The sequence below is a fragment of the Spiroplasma endosymbiont of Glossina fuscipes fuscipes genome (genome assembly GCF_049669535.1).
GTDB lineage: Bacteria > Bacillota_I > Bacilli_A > Mycoplasmatales > Mycoplasmataceae > Spiroplasma.
This window is the reverse complement of the sequence record NZ_CP187162.1, coordinates 926,848-943,304: the sequence shown is the minus strand read 5'-3', so window position 1 is coordinate 943,304 and position 16,457 is coordinate 926,848. Positions and strand designations below refer to the sequence as shown.

The window sequence follows — 16,457 nt, the reverse complement described above, 5'->3', positions numbered from 1 at the left end:
CATTAAACAAAAGGAGTAAATTATGAGTAAAAATAGTGATAATACAAATTTATCCAATATTCAAGGGAAACAAGAATTGGTTAAGGGGAACAAGAAAAAAACAAATCCAATGGGGTTTTTTAAATTATTATCAATTTATTATAAACAATTTTGATTACGGTGATTATGTTTAATTATTTTTGTTATTATCACCTGTGGGATTACAGTGGCGTTACCAAAGTTAACAAATATTGTTATGACACAATTAACAAGTGGAATGTTAGCACGATCAAGCATTAATGATCCTTCAATGCCATGGGGAACATTATTATATTGAGCAATTGGGTTTGCAGCAACATTTATTGTTTCTGGCTTTTTCTTGTATTTGCAAAGTTTAGTTGGGGGTTCAATTTCTCGAAAAATTGAAATTGATATTCGAATTAAGGTTCTAAATAAATTAGTTGATTTAGATATGAATTATTATCATGATAAAAAAATGGGAGATATTTTGACAAAGTTGATTTCTGATACCCAAATTTTAGGTGATCAAGCGTTTCAAGTACCACAAAACTTTTTAAATGCCTTCTTTACTTTTATTGGAAGTATTGCAATTATGTTTACTTTGGATAACCGGGTATTACAATATCAAGATGGTCCAAATGGTATTGTCCCAGTTGTTGATGCTAATGGAAACCTTGTTTATATGGATGGAACAGCAACGGTTGCTGAGTTAGCAGGAATTATTTTAGGTGTTTCGTTTGGGATTTTATTATTAACTTCGTTTGGTTTTACCTTTATTCGTCGTTTAATGTATAAACAACGAAAAGTTGTTTCTGATGTGAATGGTGATGTTAATGATCGGATTAATGCCATTCGTTTAATTAAAGCAACAGGAACTAATGAATATGAAAAAGATCGTTTTAATGATATTCATAAAGAATATTATAAAGTAAGTATGCGTGCGATTAAGGTTCAATCACTTATTATTGCTTTTGTTGTAACAACATTAACTAGTATGAATACGATTGCCTTAATTGTTGGAATTGTTTTTGTTAATGATAATCGATTAGATCCAACGGTAATGTTATCAATTACAATGAGTATTAATTCGTTAATTTTTCCAATTATTCAAGTGGTTCGTTTATTAGCTAATTTAGCGACAGCTTCAACTTCAGCAACACGGGTGGCAGAAATCTTTGACCAAGTTCCGAAGATTAATATTAATCCAACAACAGCACCATTAACAGACATTAATGGTGATATTGTCTTTGATAAAGTTTGGTTTAAATATGATGTTGAAGGTGAAGATGAACCATATATTTTAGAAAACTTTAGTTTTCATTTTAAACAAGGAAAAAGTTATGCTTTTGTTGGTGAAACTGGGGTTGGAAAATCAACAATTTCAAAATTATTATTACGTTATTATGACCCATCAAAAGGGGAAATTTATGTTAATAATAATCAAAATTTAAAAACAATTAATTTAAAATCATATTTAGATCATGTCGGTTATGTTGAACAAGAACCACAAATTCTTTATGGAACATTTTATGATAATATTCGCTATGGAACTTTTGCTGCCACTGATGCTGAATGTGAATCCGCAGCAAAAAAAGCGGAATTATATGATTTTATTACTGAACTACCAGAAGGATTTGCAACAGTCTTAGGAGAACGGGGATTTATTTTGTCTGGTGGACAAAAACAACGGTTAGTAATTGCCCGCATGTTCTTACGTAATCCAGAAATTTTAATCTTAGATGAAGCAACAAGTGCGTTAGATAATATTGTTGAAAAAGAAATTCAAGGTGAATTAGATAAACTAATGGCTGGGCGAACAACAATTATTATTGCCCATCGTTTGAGTACAATTAAGAATGTTGATCAAATTTTAGTATTAGAAAAAGGGAGCGGAGTTGTTCAAAGTGGAACCTTTGATGAATTAAAAAAAGTTGAAGGCCGTTTCAAACGATTATATGAAGCTGGTTTAATGACATAAAATTAATAAATAATATTTGAACAGGATAAGAATCCTGTTCAAATATTATTAAAAAGGTTTTTTAAAAATATGATATGATTAAGAGGACAAATGGGGGCTATGCTAGATGAAAAAAGCAAGACAGCAATTTGATGAAATGAAAATCTTTATTGAATATAAAACTTTGGCACAAAATAATTTACCAACAATAATGGCAGACCTTCCCGCACAAAAAATTGGATATTATAATAATGAAGTTAATGAATATCATCGAAATATTAATCCAACGGAAATTAAACCACAACAATTTAAATGGTTAAAAAATATTGTTTTGACCCTTGTCAATCCTTTTAATTTATTATTAATTTTTATTTTTGGATTTCAATTAGGTACTTTTTTTGTAAAAAATATGAATGATAGTTTAGCATTAGCTAGTGCTATTATTATTGCAATTATGATGACTTTAAGTGCAACAATTTCTTTAGCTTAAGATTATAAAGCTTTTCGTACAACAAAAGAACTACAGCAGTTAGTGAAAAAAACTTCAATGGTAATTCGAGAAGGGGAATTAAACTTAACAACAGTAAATGAAACAATGTTACCAAGTTTAGTTGCAAAGGCGCAAAAAGTTGAATCAAAAGCATTGATTCCAGGTGATTTAATTTATCTTTCAACGGGAGATATTGTTCCTAGTGATGTGCGAATTATTTATACTAAAAATTTATCCGTTAACCAAGCTGTGTTAAATGGTGAGGGAGAACCAATTTATAAAACAATTATTGCTAATGCTGGTTCACAACAAATTTTTGATTTATCAAATTTATGTTTCATGGGTATCAACATTGTTGCTGGAAGCGCAATTGCAGTTGTGCTAAAGACAGGTGCTAATACTTATTTAGGAATGCTTAATGCCCAATTAGAAAATGTTGAATCAGAAAATAGTTTTAACTTTGGAATTAAGAAAATTACTAAATTAATTATTTTAATTATGGTACCAATTGTTTTAGTCTTAAATGGAATTCGAACAGGGCAATGATTAGAAGCTTTAATTTTAGCTTTTTCAGTTGCGGTCGGGTTAACCCCTGAATCATTACCAGTGATTGTTGCGGCAAATTTAACACGGGGAAATAAAAATTTAGCAAAAGAAAAAGTTGTTATTAAACAGCTTGATGCTGTTCAAAATTTAGGTGCAATTGATGTTTTATGTACCGATAAGACGGGAACTTTAACTGAAGATAAAATTGAATTACAAAATTATTATAATATTAACAAAATCAATGATCTAAAGGTTTTATCGTATGGTTATTTAAATAGTTATTTCCAATTAGGAATGAAAAATCAAATTGATGAAGCTATTATTGGGTATCGAAAAGTTAATTATACCAAGGAATTAGCATCAAATTATCAGTTGTTGGATGAATTGCCATTTGATTTTATCCGTCGTCGTGTTTCGGTTTTATTAGCAACAGCATCAAAAGCAGAACAAATAATTGTTACGAAAGGTGCCGCCGAAGAAATGTTAGATCTTTGCCGCCAATATGAAGTTAATCAAAAAATTTTGCCACTTGATAAAACAGCAAAATTAAAAATTATTGAAAACTTGTTACTATTAAATCAACAAGGGGTTCGTTTAATTGCTGTGGCTTATAAACCAATTAACAAGAATCAGATAAGTTTGGAAGATGAAAATAACTTAATTTTTCTTGGTTTTTTATCATTTACTGATGTTATTAAAAAAGATGTGCAAGGAACCTTAAAATTAATTAATAAATATGGTGTTACAATGAAAATTTTAACAGGGGATGCATCACAAACCACATTAGCTGTTTGTGATAAAATTAATTTAAAATCACGCGGTGTTTTAGTTGGTGAAGAAGTTGAAAATATGACGCGTGACCAATTGATAATTGCTGTTGAAAACTATGATATTTTTGCAAAATTAACGCCATTACAAAAAGCACGGATTATTGAAGCGTTACAAAGTAATAATCATAAAGTTGGATATATGGGTGATGGTATTAATGATGCTTTGGCATTACGGAAAAGTGATGTTGCAATTTCTGTTAATAATGCCACTGATATTGCCAAAGAAGCATCAGATATCATTTTATTAGAAAAGTCATTATTAGTATTAGAACAAGGAATTATTGAAGGTCGTAGCATTTTTGCTAATATTATTAAATATTTAAAAGTAACAGTTGCTGCTAATTTTGGATTAATGTTAAGTCTATTAATTGCGTCAGCATGATTATCATTTGCACCAATGGAACCAATTCAGATTTTATTTCAAAATTTATTGTTTGATTTTTCACAAGTTGCTGTTGTTTTTGATAATGTCAATGCTGAATATATTAAAAAACCACGAAGTTGAGATACAAAAGGAATTTTATCTTTTACCTTGTGAAATGGTCCGTCAGTTACCTTAATGAGTGTTTTAAACTTTATTGTGATGGGAATTATCTTAACATCAGTAGCTCTAATATGAAGTGTTGATCCAAACCAAGGGAATAATGCCCAATTAATTTCGCAGTTTCAAACAACAATGTTTACTGAAGGAGCTTTATTACAAATGCTAATGATTTTCTTTATGCGTACTGATAAATTAGCATTTTGAAAAGACCGCCCACCATTGCAGTTAGTCTTACCAATTTTATTTATTTTAATGGTTGTTTTTGCTTTACCATACATTCCTCATGTGCACATGTGATTACAATTATCACCGCCACCACCAATATGATATGCCTTTTTAGGGGGTGGAGTTCTCTTGTTTGGACTCTTAAGTGTTGTTTTAAAAGCGGGCTATCGTAAAGTTTATTATTGTTGATTATAATTTTAAACAGGAAAACACCACTTTTTTGGTTAAAAATAACTAGAAAAAGAGGTGTTTTTTATGTGGTATCCATTTGTAAAACAAGAATAAAGTGATGACTGTGGTTATGCTTGTTTAGCAATGTTAATTGAGTACTATCATCAACAAAAATTAACGATTGGGGAAGTAAAACATCATTTTCAAAATTATCAAGGAGCTTTAAGTGTTTATAGTTTAAGTCAAATTGCAAATGAATATAATTTGGTGTTAACTGCTTTTGAAATTAGTAAACAAAAATTATCAACATTAACCTTTGAACAACCTTTAATTGCCTATGTTTTAAATGAAACTGGTTATTATCATTATGTTGTTATTTATCAACGGCGTGGAAATCGTTTTTTTGTTGCTGATCCCAGTGCTGAGAAGGGGCATTGAGTTTTAATTGATGATTTTATGATAAAATTTCAAGCAGTAATTATTTTTACTAAAAAAAGAAAAAAGTTTACTTATAAAACAAAAACTTTTTATTTAACTTTTCTTTTTTTTAAAAGAGCAAATTAGTTTTTTGTTGTGAACTATTTTTCTTAGTGTTATAGTAAATTTTTTAATATTATTTGGGAAAAGTTTTATTAAAGTTTATTTTGATCGGTTAACAACAACTTTTCATCAAGAAGTTTTAATTTTCTTTGCAATTTTCCTAATCATTTATTGTTTTTGAGTTCTTTTCAGTTATTTTTTTCAAAAAATTCTTGTGTATTTTCAACAAAAAATAACAAAAAGAATGCTAACAACATTTGTTAATAATTTAGCACACCTTTCTATTGTTGAATTTGAACGATTTATTACTAGTGAATGGTTAAAACGGCAAGCAGATGTTATTATTTTAGAAACTTTTTTAGGAACAACTTTTCCGCAACTTTTATTTAGTTTTTTAATGTTAATTATTGGAGTTATTTTCCTCCTTAATTTAAATGGCTTAATTTTGGCAATTGTTTTATTAGAAAATGTCATTATTTTTTTCCTATCTTTTTTGTTTTTACAAATTAACAAGTTTTGATACCAACGTTGATATCAACAAGGATTGGAATTTGAAAATACTACATTAGAATTGTATCAAAGTCTTAAATTTCAAAAAAGCCGGCATTTGGAAGGTTATTTGAATTACCAATGGACCAAAAAACTTACTACTTTTTTGATGGAAACTTATGGTTTTGAAAAAAATAATATTATTCAAAAGTTAATTTTAAATTTTATTTCACAGCTTGCTACTTTTTTAATTTTCTATTTGGCAGTTAATTTTATCACAAAACAGACTTTAACAATTGGTAATTTAATGTTTTATAGTGTTTTAACTAGTTTTATTAATGATTTTACAACACAATTATCAGGATTAATTGTTGAGAAAGGGAAATTAGAAAAAGCTTTTCAACAAACAGTATTTTTATTGTTTCTAGAACAACACGAACAAAGGCAGTCAGATTTGCCATCTATCAAATCTTTTACCGTTACAAATTTAAGTTATCTTCTTAATGATAATTTTATTTTAAAAAAGATAACAATAGTCTTACCAAAACATTGTTTTATTAAAGGGCGTAGTGGTTCGGGTAAAACAACTTTGCTAGAAATCTTAGCAAAATTATGACCGATTTCAAGTGGGGAAGTAATCCTTAATGATCAATTTGATTTAGCAATGCTTAGTGAAGAAGTAATTCGAACAAAAATATTATTGTTTCATCAAGATGATTTTTTATTTGCTGGTAGTGTCTATGATAATATTATTAATTTTAAACAGGATTGTGACTATCAAGTTCTAACATTACCAGCTGTAAAGCAATTATTAACTCACAATCGCTTAAGTCTTGAGCAACTAGTTTGCAACAATGGTGAAAACTTATCAAAAGGACAACGCCAAATTATTTTATTTTTAAATCTTTTGTTGCAATCTTGTGATGTTTATCTCATTGATGAAGTTTTAAGTAATGTTGATTATGAAAGCAAAATGCTTTTATTAAACTTACTATTTACTTTGAAATCTGAGCAAATGATTATTTATGCTGGGCATGATCCTCTTGTTGAACAATTTTTTGTAAATGTCATTGATTTAACCAAACTTAATTTAATGGCGGTTAAAAATGAATAAGAAAGGTATTATTTTAATGTTAACTTGTTGTTGTTTCTTAATTTCTTTTTTTGTTTTGCTTGCTTATTATCCCCTTCAATTATATTATGAGGGTTATTTAACAATTTTAAAAAATAGTACGGAAGAATTAAATTATGTTTTTGTTCCAAAAGAGATATCACGTGTTGGGAAGAAAATTAGGGAAGTTAAATTAGAATATTTTGTCCAAAATTATTGACAAGCACTGGTTGTACAGATTAAATGAGAGAATAACTATTATTTAATTTTAAATCAAACTGATCTTACTGTTGATTTTTGATATTTACCGGCTAAAATTTATTTTGGTCAGCAAACAACATTAGATTATTTACTGAAGATAATCATTTAATTTGTTATAATAAAACAAGAAAGTGTTAGGTGTCAAGGTGTGGTAATGAAAGATGATTTTGCGATTTATAATGAAACAAAATTTGATATTAAACCATATCAAGTTGATTTTATGGCAATTTTTCAGAAAATTAAAGCAATATTAAATATTATTGATCCATTGGAATTATCATTGCTTATTGTTGATGCAAAAGAACAATTAACATTAAATCAAAAATATCGTCAAAAGAATTATGTGGCAGATGTTATTACATTTGCTCTAGAAGAAGAAAACAGTGTTGATTTACTGCAATTAACAGGATTACGCAGTTTGGGGGATATTTTTATTTGTTATGAAAAAGCGTTGGAACAAGCACAAACATATAATCATTCAGTGCGGCGTGAATTTGCTTTTTTATTTACCCACGGGATGTTACATATTTTGGGTTATGATCATCGAACACCAACGGAAGAAGAAATAATGTTTAATTTACAACGAAAAGTCCTAAATGATTTACAAATTCATCGAATTCCAATAGAATAAGAAGAGAAGAGGAAAGGGATAGACACAATGGCAAAAGGATCACCAACAAAGAAAAAGATTTTTTTTAAACTACGAAACAAGTTTTCAAATGCTTTTCGTGGAATTTATACAGCAATTAAAGAAGAATCAAGTTTAATTATTCATATTATTGTATCATTAGTTGTAATTGGACTAGGAATTTGACTACAAAAAATGGTTCCGCATGAGTTTGGCTATGTACAATGAGCAATTTTGTTATTAACAATTGGAATTGTGATTGGGTTTGAATTAATTAATACGATGGTTGAAAACTTTGTTGATTTATTATCATTTGAATATAATATTAAAGCTAAAAAAATTAAAGATATTTGTGCCGCGGCAACCTTAATTAATTCAATTTTGGCAATTGCAATTGGACTATTAATTATGTTACCGCCACTAGTTGATGTTATTAAATTATATTTAAAGATTAATTAAAAGGAGTTAGAAGAATGGCAAATTATTTTGAAAAATTAAAATTATTAAGTGCAAACGCATATGCTCCATATTCTAATTTTCATGTTAGTGCAATTTGTGTCTTAAAAGATGGAACAGAAGTGAGTGGTGTTAATATTGAAAATGCCGCTTATTCGGTGACAATGTGTGCGGAACGAACATGTTTGGCACAAGTTTATACTTTAGGTTATCAAAAAGCAGACATTATTAAACTGTTTTTATATACTGATAGTAATCAAAAAGGGTCACCATGTGGGATGTGCCGACAATTCTTATGAGAATTAGTTGGTCATGATGTGCCACTTGAAATTTATAATCAAAAGGGTGAATCATATGTTGTAACAATTGCTGATTTATTACCATATGGGTTTACGAAAGTGGATTTACAATAAGATTATGGCGAAAAAACATAATGAAGAATTAGATTTATATGATTTAGCCCACGGCCATGAATTAATTACTGACCATAGTTATCGCATTGTTGATAATGAACATTTAAAAGATTATATGAGTAATAATGCCCTTTATATTAAATTATTTTATACTTTTCATGATAAGCGGATTTTATTAATGCATCATACGTGGTGAAAGAAAACTAATAATGATTTAGAAGCATATTGTAAAAAATATATTACTGATTTAACGAAACGATTACGAATTGAGGAAATGGTATTAACACCAGCTGAACTAGAACAAAAATGAGATTTACAAGAATATGACATTCCTGGCTATGAAGATGTTCTTTTAAAAGCAGTTGCAATTCGGCCGTGAGTAAAAAATGATAATAATAAAAAATGAGTAGTGGTAGTGCATGGTCTTAATTCGCATAAGTTTCGTGCTATCTTTTTTGGTTTAATTTATTTGCGACTGGGTTATAATGTTCTTGTTTTTGACCAACGAAATCATGGAGAATCCACAGCGAAAATAACAACAATGGGATATTATGAAAAATATGATTTAGCAGCAGTTGTTAATTTTTTACAAACAATAATTGATCCAAAACTTAAAGAACTTAACTTTCATGGGTGATCAATGGGAACCTTTGTAATTATGGAATATTTAAAGTTAGCATTTGCTAAAAACAAATTAATTAATAGTGCGATTTTAGATTCAACAATTAGTAATTTAAATGCCTTGTATCGTTATTATATGTTAAAGATTAAAGTAAATTATTATGAGCACTATTACGCTATTCGGTGCTATACGATTGATACCCGCGGTTATGATCCTGAACAAATTAATCCTGGTGAAAATTTAGATCAGTTGGCAAAATTACCGGTTTTATATTTGTTAAATAGAAAAGATCATGCAACTCCTTATGTAATGGGACGCGAAGCTTATCAAAATAAACGAAGATATGAACGTAAAAAAATTAGTAATCGAGTTGTTTTTAACTGTGATCATGTGCGGGGAATTTATTATAATCCGCCACAATATTTAGCAGCGATAACAGCATTTATTACTAATGCAAAACGAAAATAGTGATAAATAACTAATATGTTATTTATCACTATTTTCGTTTTTTGTTTGCTTTTTTATTTCTCATTTTTTGTTTAATGTTTTGATAAATTGTTTTATATCATAAGGTGCGATTTTGATGCTTATTAAATACCCGATACATTCCATTGTTGAAACTTTGCAAGAGAACATGGAAAGTAGTAAAGACAACTGTAAAAACAAAGATAATAAAGAAAGTGGCTTGAACTTTTGTTAACCCAGCAATGAGGGGATTATCAATATTCAAAAAAGGATAGGGATAAGCTCAAAATGTATCACCATCACGGTTTCAAGCGGCAGCACGAATTAAAACATACATTAAATAAAAGATTGGATAGCTTAAACTAATTCATCAATCTTTTGTTAAAAATTCTTTTTTTCAGCTAAGACGACGATCACCAAATGATAATAAGGTATAAACAAAAAACAAGATGGGCATAATAAAGTGGGTGACAACCGTACAACTAATTTGGGCTTTAGTGTACTCAGCAATAGTTACTTGCCCATTCTTATACCCAATAATAATTCCAATTCAAAAAATAAAGAATATTAATAAGTTTCAATTTAAAATGCTTAATTTAAAGTTTGTTGAAAAAAATCAACTTTTTTGTTCACGATGATGGTTAAAAATTGCTAACATTAATCAAACAATCGTAATGATATTAACCTGAACTGAATAAAAACTTAATAATATATCATAATTTTGTAAACTAGAGCGATAAGAATTTTTATCGACATATCAGAACTCTTTGAAAATATCAGCATAAAAACCATAAGCTAAAAAAGTAAAGGCTAAAATGGCAATTATTAATTTATAATATCAAAGATAATCTTTATATCAAATTCGATAAGTTCAACGTTTCATAGTTCCTCCTTGATAATCTTTTAAATATTATCATAAGAATACTTTGATAAAAAGATAATTTTTATGATTTTATATTCTTTGTTAAACTAAAATAAAAAAAATTTCCAAATTATGGCGGTGTTATTTTATTTTTTATTGTTAATTATGCCTTATTAAATATGCGAGTTGGCCAAATTAAAGATATTTTGTTTCGAGAAGAGACAGGTTGGAGCGAAGATGGCATCCGTTTTTCAGAAAAAAATAAAATTACACAGTTTAATAATGGTGATATTGTTTTGCCAAGTGAGAATGGTATTTTATCTCAAATAGATTTAAATTCAAAAATATTGAAACGAAAAAGCGATAGTTTTTTTAACAGCAATTATTAAATTACAAAATGACGTTTTTTGAGGACAAAGGTACGATACAGTTTATCAATATAAATATGTCTGAGATGACTGGAAGGAGAGAGGTACTATTTTTAAAGATTCAGACTATGATTATGGTAATTATTCAACATTAACATTTTTACAAGATGGAACAGTGTTAGCAACTTGGGGTAAAAATATTTATCATTTATCTTCGACAGGGACAAAAGTTGGATTTATTAATGGCAAATATTTTGCTAATGATATCCAAAATGTTATTCAATTATCAAACGGAAAAATTTGAGTACAAACTGATGAAATTATTTATGAGCTTGATTTAAGAGATTTTTAATATTAAAAGTAATCCGTGAATTAAACCTAGTACAATTAGTGCAATAACACCACTACAAGATGGAACTGTTTTTAATTGCGGGGGTTCCTTTAACGGGGAGTAGCAGAGCAAAATATGATATGTATGTGCTGAACGCCCAAGGAAGTATTCAAAATTATTTTACAGATTATGATAAACCCTTTATTGAAGATAGTACGATAACTTCGTTAATTCAAGTGCAAGATGGCACACTATTAGCGTTAGCAACCGGTGAAAAATGAAGAATATATCAATTAAATACGGAATAGTTTAAAAATATTCGCTTTATTGAAATGCTTTGTTATAATTTTAGTAAAGTTAGGAATAAGGTGAATATATATGGCAAATAAAATTAAAATTGAAAAAATGCAATCATTGATTGCTCGTGATTTAACACTTATTATGCAACGTGAAATTCGTGATGAAATTTTAAATACTTTGTCAGTTAATGCGGTTAAATTATCAAATGATTTAGGGCATGCCAAAGTTTACTATTCTTCATTATTGACAAAACCAGAATTAGAACTTACTAATGTCGTACAAGAATATAAAAATGAGATTCGTAGTAAATTAGCACATAAATTGGAAATTTATCGTTGTCCAGATTTAGAATTTATTTATGATCATTCATTAGATAATGCAAATAATATTGAAACAATTTTGCAGAAACTAAAATAAAGCAAAAAATTATAAGGTTTTTTATATTAAAAATTATTATTTTGATAATAAAGATATAAAATATTTTCTAATAAGGCGGCAATTGTCATTGGTCCAACTCCACCCGGGACAGGGGTTATCATTTTAACTTTTGGAAGAACATTTTCAAAATCAACATCGCCACATAGTTTATTGTCTTGGTCTCGATTAATACCAACGTCAATAATAATGGCATTTTCTTTTATTATTTCAGAAGTTATTATTTTTGGTTGTCCAACAGCAACAATTAAAATATCAGCTTGTTTTGTAAAAAAACTTAGATTTTTTGTTTGCGAGTGACAAACCGTAACAGTGGCTGAAGCGTTTATTAATAAGTTAGCAAGTGGTTTACCAACAATATTACTGCGGCCAATAACAACAACATGTTGTCCCGCCAATTCAATTTGATAATGTTTTAATAGTAACATAATTCCTTTTGGTGTCCCGGGTAATAATTGATAATGACCAAGCATTAGATTACCCAATATTTTGGGGGTAAAACCATCAACATCTTTTTTTATTGTAATACTATTAATAATTTTTTCACTATTGATATGGCGGGGCAAAGGAAGTTGTACAATAATAGCGTCAATGGTTGAATCATGATTTAATTGATTAATAATATTAAGAAGTTCTGCTTCTGTTATTGTTTCTGGATGTGTTAGGACATTACAAATAATTCCTACTTTTTCACAGGTAATTTTTTTATTTTTAATGTAAGTACTACTTGCTTTATTATCACCAATTTGAATAATTGTTAAATTAGGAACACGATGGTTCTTTTTTTTAATTTCGTTAACTTCTGTTGTAACTTTTGCTTTAATTAAGTCACTAACCATTTTTCCATCAATTATTTTGGTCTTATCCATTAAGGTTTCCCTCTTTTCTATGCTAAAATGTTTTTATATAAGTATTGTATCTGAAAGGACCATAAAAATAAATGCAAAATACAATCATTTTTTAAAGTGCACTAGGGAATAATAATTCAATTTATGCTGATGCTATTATGATTAGAAAAATTGTCTTTGTGGATGAACAACAAGTTCCTTTAGTAGAAGAAGTTGATCAGTATGATCAAACTGCTGATCATCTTGTTGGATATCATAACAACGAGCCAGTGTGTTGTGCGCCTATTTTGCAACAAAACGGGAAGTGGTTTTTAGGACGGATTGCTGTTCTTAAAAGTTATCGTCATCAGCAGGTGGGAATTTTATTATTACAAACCTTATTAAAATATGTTAAAACCAAGCATCAACCTGTTGCTGTCTATTTATTTGCGCAAAAGCAAGTTGTTGGGTTTTATGCAAAATTAGGTTTTATTAAAAATGGGGAAAGCTTTATTGATGCAAATATTGTGCACTTTCCAATGGTTTATTATTATAATAACAATTAAAAGGAGTTGAAAAAATGGAAAAAATCATAACAATTGGGGCGAAAATTAATTTAACAGCCGATAATTTAATTAAATATGGGGATTACATTGCGAAAGTAAAAGCTTTTAATTTTAACCATTTACCAAAAAAGGCAAAGTTTATTTTAGTAACGGCAATTAATCCAACCAAAGCAGGAGAAGGAAAAACAACTTGTTCAATTGGGATTGCAGATATGTTAAATCATTTAGGCTATCAAACAACCTTAGCACTACGAGAACCATCATTGGGTCCAGTTTTTGGGTTAAAAGGATCAGCGACTGGTGGTGGAGAATGTGTGATGCAACCAGAGAACGAAATTAATTTACATTATACTGGTGATTTTCATGCGATTACAACAGCAAATAATATGGTTAGTGCCATTATTGATAATATCCTTTATTGGGGTAATGCTTTACAAATTGATCCTGCAAGAGTGGTTTGACAACGTTGTTTAGATGTTAATGATCGTGCGTTACGAAGTGTTGAAATTAAAATTAACGATAAAATTCAACGAAATGAGCATTTTCAAATTACAGCTGCTAGTGAAATTATGGCTATTTTAGGATTGAGTAAGGATTTTAATGATTTACGTCGTCGTTTAGATCAAGCAATCGTTGCTTATAATTATGAAAATAAACCAGTTTATTTACACCAGTTACAAATTACAGGTTCATTATTAGCGCTGTTAAAAGATGCTTTATTGCCAAATTTAGTTCAAACAAAATATGGAACACCATTGTTGGTTCATTGCGGTCCTTTCGCAAATATTTCCCATGGTGCAAATTCTTTAATTGCAACTGATTTAGCCTTAAAATTAAGTGATTATGTTGTTAGTGAAGTTGGGTTTGGCAGTGATTTAGGGTTTGAAAAATTTAATGATATTATTAACTTAAAAGAAGAATATACTCCTGATTGTACAGTATTAGTGGCAACAATTCGAGCTTTAAAATTACACGGTGGTGCTGATGAAACAAAATTGGCATCAGTTGATTTTGCTAGTTTGCAAAAGGGGTTAGCTCATTTAGAACATCATATTAAAATTATTCAAAATTATCATTTAAACTTTGTTGTTTGTTTAAACCAATTTGCAACAGATAGTCCAGAAGAAATTACATTAGTAACAAATTGATTAGCAGAACAAAAAATCCCGTTTGGAATTAATAACACTTATCATCTTGGAATTAAAGATAATCCAATGTTAGTTGAAACAATTATTAAACAAACAACACAACCACAGCAATATCAATTATTATTTAATCCGCTCACAACTTCATTATCAGACAAAATTAAAATTATTTGTGAAAAAATCTATCAAACAACGAAAGTTACTTTTAGTTCTGCTGCAAAAGAAAAAATTGCTTTTTATGAACAAGATAATAAATATAAAGATTGGCCAGTTTGTATGGCTAAAAATCATCAAACAATTTTTGGTAATAAAGATCCTAATGATAATCACATTACTATTCGTGATCTTAAAATTAATTCTGGAGCAGAATATTTTATTGCCTATTTAGCTGATATTATTACAATGCCGGGATTAAATAAAAATCCCAATGCCCTTGGGATTGATGTTGTTGATGATCAGATTATAAATATTAAATAATTTTTGTTATAATTATATTGAATTAAAAATAGGGGCGAATTTAATGCAGAAAAAAGCAAAATTTTTAGAATTAAATAGTATTGTTAGCAAGCAACTTAATTTAGCAAGTAATATTCGTAAAAAAATGCATGAAATTTTTACTACTTATAAAAAAAGTTTTCAAAAAATAGGTTATCAAGTCATTGCCCTTGGTGAATACGGTTTTAAAACTTTAACCAAATACGATAAACTTGAATTGGAATTAGCGGTTGTAAAATATGCTCCTAAAAGTAGTAATGGATTACGAGAACGGATGTTCCAAGCTGTTCTTGGTGAAATACGAAAAAACGTTAAAAAGGGGACAGTTATTAAAGATACCCAAAATGAGGGGTACTTAGAATATCAAATAAATGATGAAGTAAATCTTATTGTTCGTATTATTCCTTTTTGTTATAAAAAGAATGCTGAAGGCGAATTAACATATATTTTTTGACGGAATGGAATTGAAAAAAGTGATAATGTAATTCAAGTAGTACAAGGTTTTAATAAAGCTAACAAAATTTCAAATAATTTATTGCGAATATTAATGAAAATGATTAAGTATGTTCTCAAAACTGATTTTACTTATTATTATATTTTATATACGTTAACATTACGATGATTTTATGAGTATTTTGTAAAAAAATATGATAATTATTTACAAAAAATTGATGCAAGTAAAAGAATTGAAAAAGAAGACTTACTAAAGTATCGGAATATTAATTTTCAAAAAAATTGATTTTTAAATAATATTGATGGTGAAGAATTAATTTTTTATATTTTAGAACGTTATTGGAAAACAGAAACCTACTATTTCCGTGAATTTGAATTTATTGAAGAAGAAATTTTTGAATCAATTTCACGTTATAGTTGGTATACCAATAATTGTTTTTTAACACCATATGATTATTATGTGGACTTTAAAATTTATAATATTAAAGAATTTAATGATTTGAATTATGTTCAAGGAGAATTAAAACACGCTGATTTTTCGCGAATTCAATATGATTATTGTCGTAATCATGATTTAGGAATTTATGTAACACCAGTTAAAATTAGTGGTGTTGTTGGTTTTATTGCTTATGCAATTAATTTCAAGAAAAAAGCAACAACATTATTTAAAAAATTAGATCCAGCAAAACGGAAAGATGCAATGAGTGTTAATCAACGTGAAATTATGGAAGAGTTAAATTTAATTGCTCATAAGTGGTTAACAACATATCGCAAAAAATTAACTTATGTTAAAGTTTATTTTGATAAAAAATATCCAATTATTTCTTCATCAAACTATTATATGCGGTTACAAGCAATTATGACTTCGGTTGATAGTTTAAAAAATGATGATTATATTGCTGGAAATGATAATTAAACCCGTTGTTT

16 protein-coding genes and 2 pseudogenes are annotated in these 16,457 nt (G+C 28.3%); 16 read left to right on the top strand and 2 right to left on the bottom strand.

The window, feature by feature from the left end:
* Nucleotides 1–22 precede the first annotated feature (22 nt).
* The 9 genes and pseudogenes from ACOBWH_RS05580 to ACOBWH_RS05540 all read left to right on the top strand — a co-directional run bounded on the left by ACOBWH_RS05580 (nt 23) and on the right by ACOBWH_RS05540 (nt 9,751).
* Complete coding sequence (locus ACOBWH_RS05580; protein WP_424525920.1) at nt 23–1,978, top strand: ABC transporter ATP-binding protein; 1,956 nt, start codon at nt 23–25, stop codon at nt 1,976–1,978.
* A 106-nt stretch (nt 1,979–2,084) separates the two neighbouring features.
* Nucleotides 2,085–2,447, top strand: a complete 363-nt coding sequence (locus ACOBWH_RS05575) for a hypothetical protein (protein WP_424525918.1) — start codon at nt 2,085–2,087, stop codon at nt 2,445–2,447.
* 18 nt (nt 2,448–2,465) lie between these two features.
* Nucleotides 2,466–4,787: pseudogene (mgtA, locus tag ACOBWH_RS05570) on the top strand (magnesium-translocating P-type ATPase); the annotation flags it as partial.
* A gap of 120 nt (nt 4,788–4,907) precedes the next feature.
* Nucleotides 4,908–6,906, top strand: a pseudogene (locus ACOBWH_RS05565) (ATP-binding cassette domain-containing protein).
* Nucleotides 6,899–7,273, top strand: coding sequence for a hypothetical protein (locus tag ACOBWH_RS05560; RefSeq protein ID WP_424525916.1), 375 nt, complete (start codon nt 6,899–6,901; stop codon nt 7,271–7,273). The pseudogene ACOBWH_RS05565 and the gene ACOBWH_RS05560 overlap by 8 nt, the downstream one beginning before the upstream one ends.
* A 45-nt stretch (nt 7,274–7,318) precedes the next feature.
* Nucleotides 7,319–7,795, top strand: coding sequence for an rRNA maturation RNase YbeY (gene ybeY, locus ACOBWH_RS05555; RefSeq protein WP_424525914.1), 477 nt, complete (start codon nt 7,319–7,321; stop codon nt 7,793–7,795).
* A 27-nt stretch (nt 7,796–7,822) separates the two neighbouring features.
* On the top strand, nt 7,823–8,251 hold the full coding sequence (locus tag ACOBWH_RS05550; protein WP_424525912.1) for a diacylglycerol kinase family protein: 429 nt from the start codon (nt 7,823–7,825) through the stop codon (nt 8,249–8,251).
* A gap of 14 nt (nt 8,252–8,265) precedes the next feature.
* Nucleotides 8,266–8,661, top strand: a complete 396-nt coding sequence (gene cdd / locus ACOBWH_RS05545) for a cytidine deaminase (RefSeq protein ID WP_424525910.1) — start codon at nt 8,266–8,268, stop codon at nt 8,659–8,661.
* A gap of 4 nt (nt 8,662–8,665) precedes the next feature.
* Nucleotides 8,666–9,751 carry an alpha/beta hydrolase gene (locus ACOBWH_RS05540; protein WP_424525908.1) on the top strand — a complete coding sequence of 362 codons (1,086 nt, stop codon included), beginning with the start codon at nt 8,666–8,668 and terminating at the stop codon, nt 9,749–9,751.
* A gap of 28 nt (nt 9,752–9,779) precedes the next feature.
* Here the strand turns inward: ACOBWH_RS05540 and ACOBWH_RS05535 are convergent, their stop codons facing one another.
* Nucleotides 9,780–10,631 carry a hypothetical protein gene (locus ACOBWH_RS05535; protein ID WP_424525906.1) on the bottom strand — a complete coding sequence of 284 codons (852 nt, stop codon included), beginning with the start codon at nt 10,629–10,631 and terminating at the stop codon, nt 9,780–9,782.
* Between the two features lie 158 nt (nt 10,632–10,789).
* Between ACOBWH_RS05535 and ACOBWH_RS05530 the strand changes: the two genes are divergently transcribed.
* The 4 genes from ACOBWH_RS05530 (at nt 10,790) to rbfA (ending at nt 12,026) form a co-directional block, all read left to right on the top strand.
* Nucleotides 10,790–10,999, top strand: coding sequence for a hypothetical protein (locus ACOBWH_RS05530; protein ID WP_424525904.1), 210 nt, complete (start codon nt 10,790–10,792; stop codon nt 10,997–10,999).
* A 154-nt stretch (nt 11,000–11,153) separates the two neighbouring features.
* Nucleotides 11,154–11,330, top strand: coding sequence for a hypothetical protein (locus ACOBWH_RS05525; protein ID WP_424525902.1), 177 nt, complete (start codon nt 11,154–11,156; stop codon nt 11,328–11,330).
* A 59-nt stretch (nt 11,331–11,389) separates the two neighbouring features.
* Nucleotides 11,390–11,617, top strand: coding sequence for a hypothetical protein (locus ACOBWH_RS05520; protein ID WP_424525900.1), 228 nt, complete (start codon nt 11,390–11,392; stop codon nt 11,615–11,617).
* 70 nt (nt 11,618–11,687) lie between these two features.
* On the top strand, nt 11,688–12,026 hold the full coding sequence (gene rbfA / locus ACOBWH_RS05515; protein ID WP_070406873.1) for a 30S ribosome-binding factor RbfA: 339 nt from the start codon (nt 11,688–11,690) through the stop codon (nt 12,024–12,026).
* A 26-nt stretch (nt 12,027–12,052) separates the two neighbouring features.
* Here the strand turns inward: rbfA and ACOBWH_RS05510 are convergent, their stop codons facing one another.
* Nucleotides 12,053–12,913 carry a bifunctional 5,10-methylenetetrahydrofolate dehydrogenase/5,10-methenyltetrahydrofolate cyclohydrolase gene (locus tag ACOBWH_RS05510; protein ID WP_424525898.1) on the bottom strand — a complete coding sequence of 287 codons (861 nt, stop codon included), beginning with the start codon at nt 12,911–12,913 and terminating at the stop codon, nt 12,053–12,055.
* A 137-nt stretch (nt 12,914–13,050) separates the two neighbouring features.
* Here ACOBWH_RS05510 and ACOBWH_RS05505 point away from each other — a divergent pair, with 137 nt between their 5' ends.
* The 3 genes from ACOBWH_RS05505 to ACOBWH_RS05495 are packed head-to-tail and all read left to right on the top strand — an operon-like array spanning nt 13,051 to nt 16,446.
* On the top strand, nt 13,051–13,437 hold the full coding sequence (locus tag ACOBWH_RS05505; protein WP_424525896.1) for a GNAT family N-acetyltransferase: 387 nt from the start codon (nt 13,051–13,053) through the stop codon (nt 13,435–13,437).
* A gap of 14 nt (nt 13,438–13,451) precedes the next feature.
* The gene (locus ACOBWH_RS05500; RefSeq protein WP_424525894.1) at nt 13,452–15,059 is read left to right on the top strand and encodes a formate--tetrahydrofolate ligase; all 1,608 of its coding nucleotides are present in this window, start codon (nt 13,452–13,454) and stop codon (nt 15,057–15,059) included.
* Nucleotides 15,060–15,102: 43 nt separating this feature from the next.
* Nucleotides 15,103–16,446 carry a hypothetical protein gene (locus tag ACOBWH_RS05495; RefSeq protein WP_424525892.1) on the top strand — a complete coding sequence of 448 codons (1,344 nt, stop codon included), beginning with the start codon at nt 15,103–15,105 and terminating at the stop codon, nt 16,444–16,446.
* The last annotated feature ends 11 nt before the right edge of the window (nt 16,447–16,457 follow it).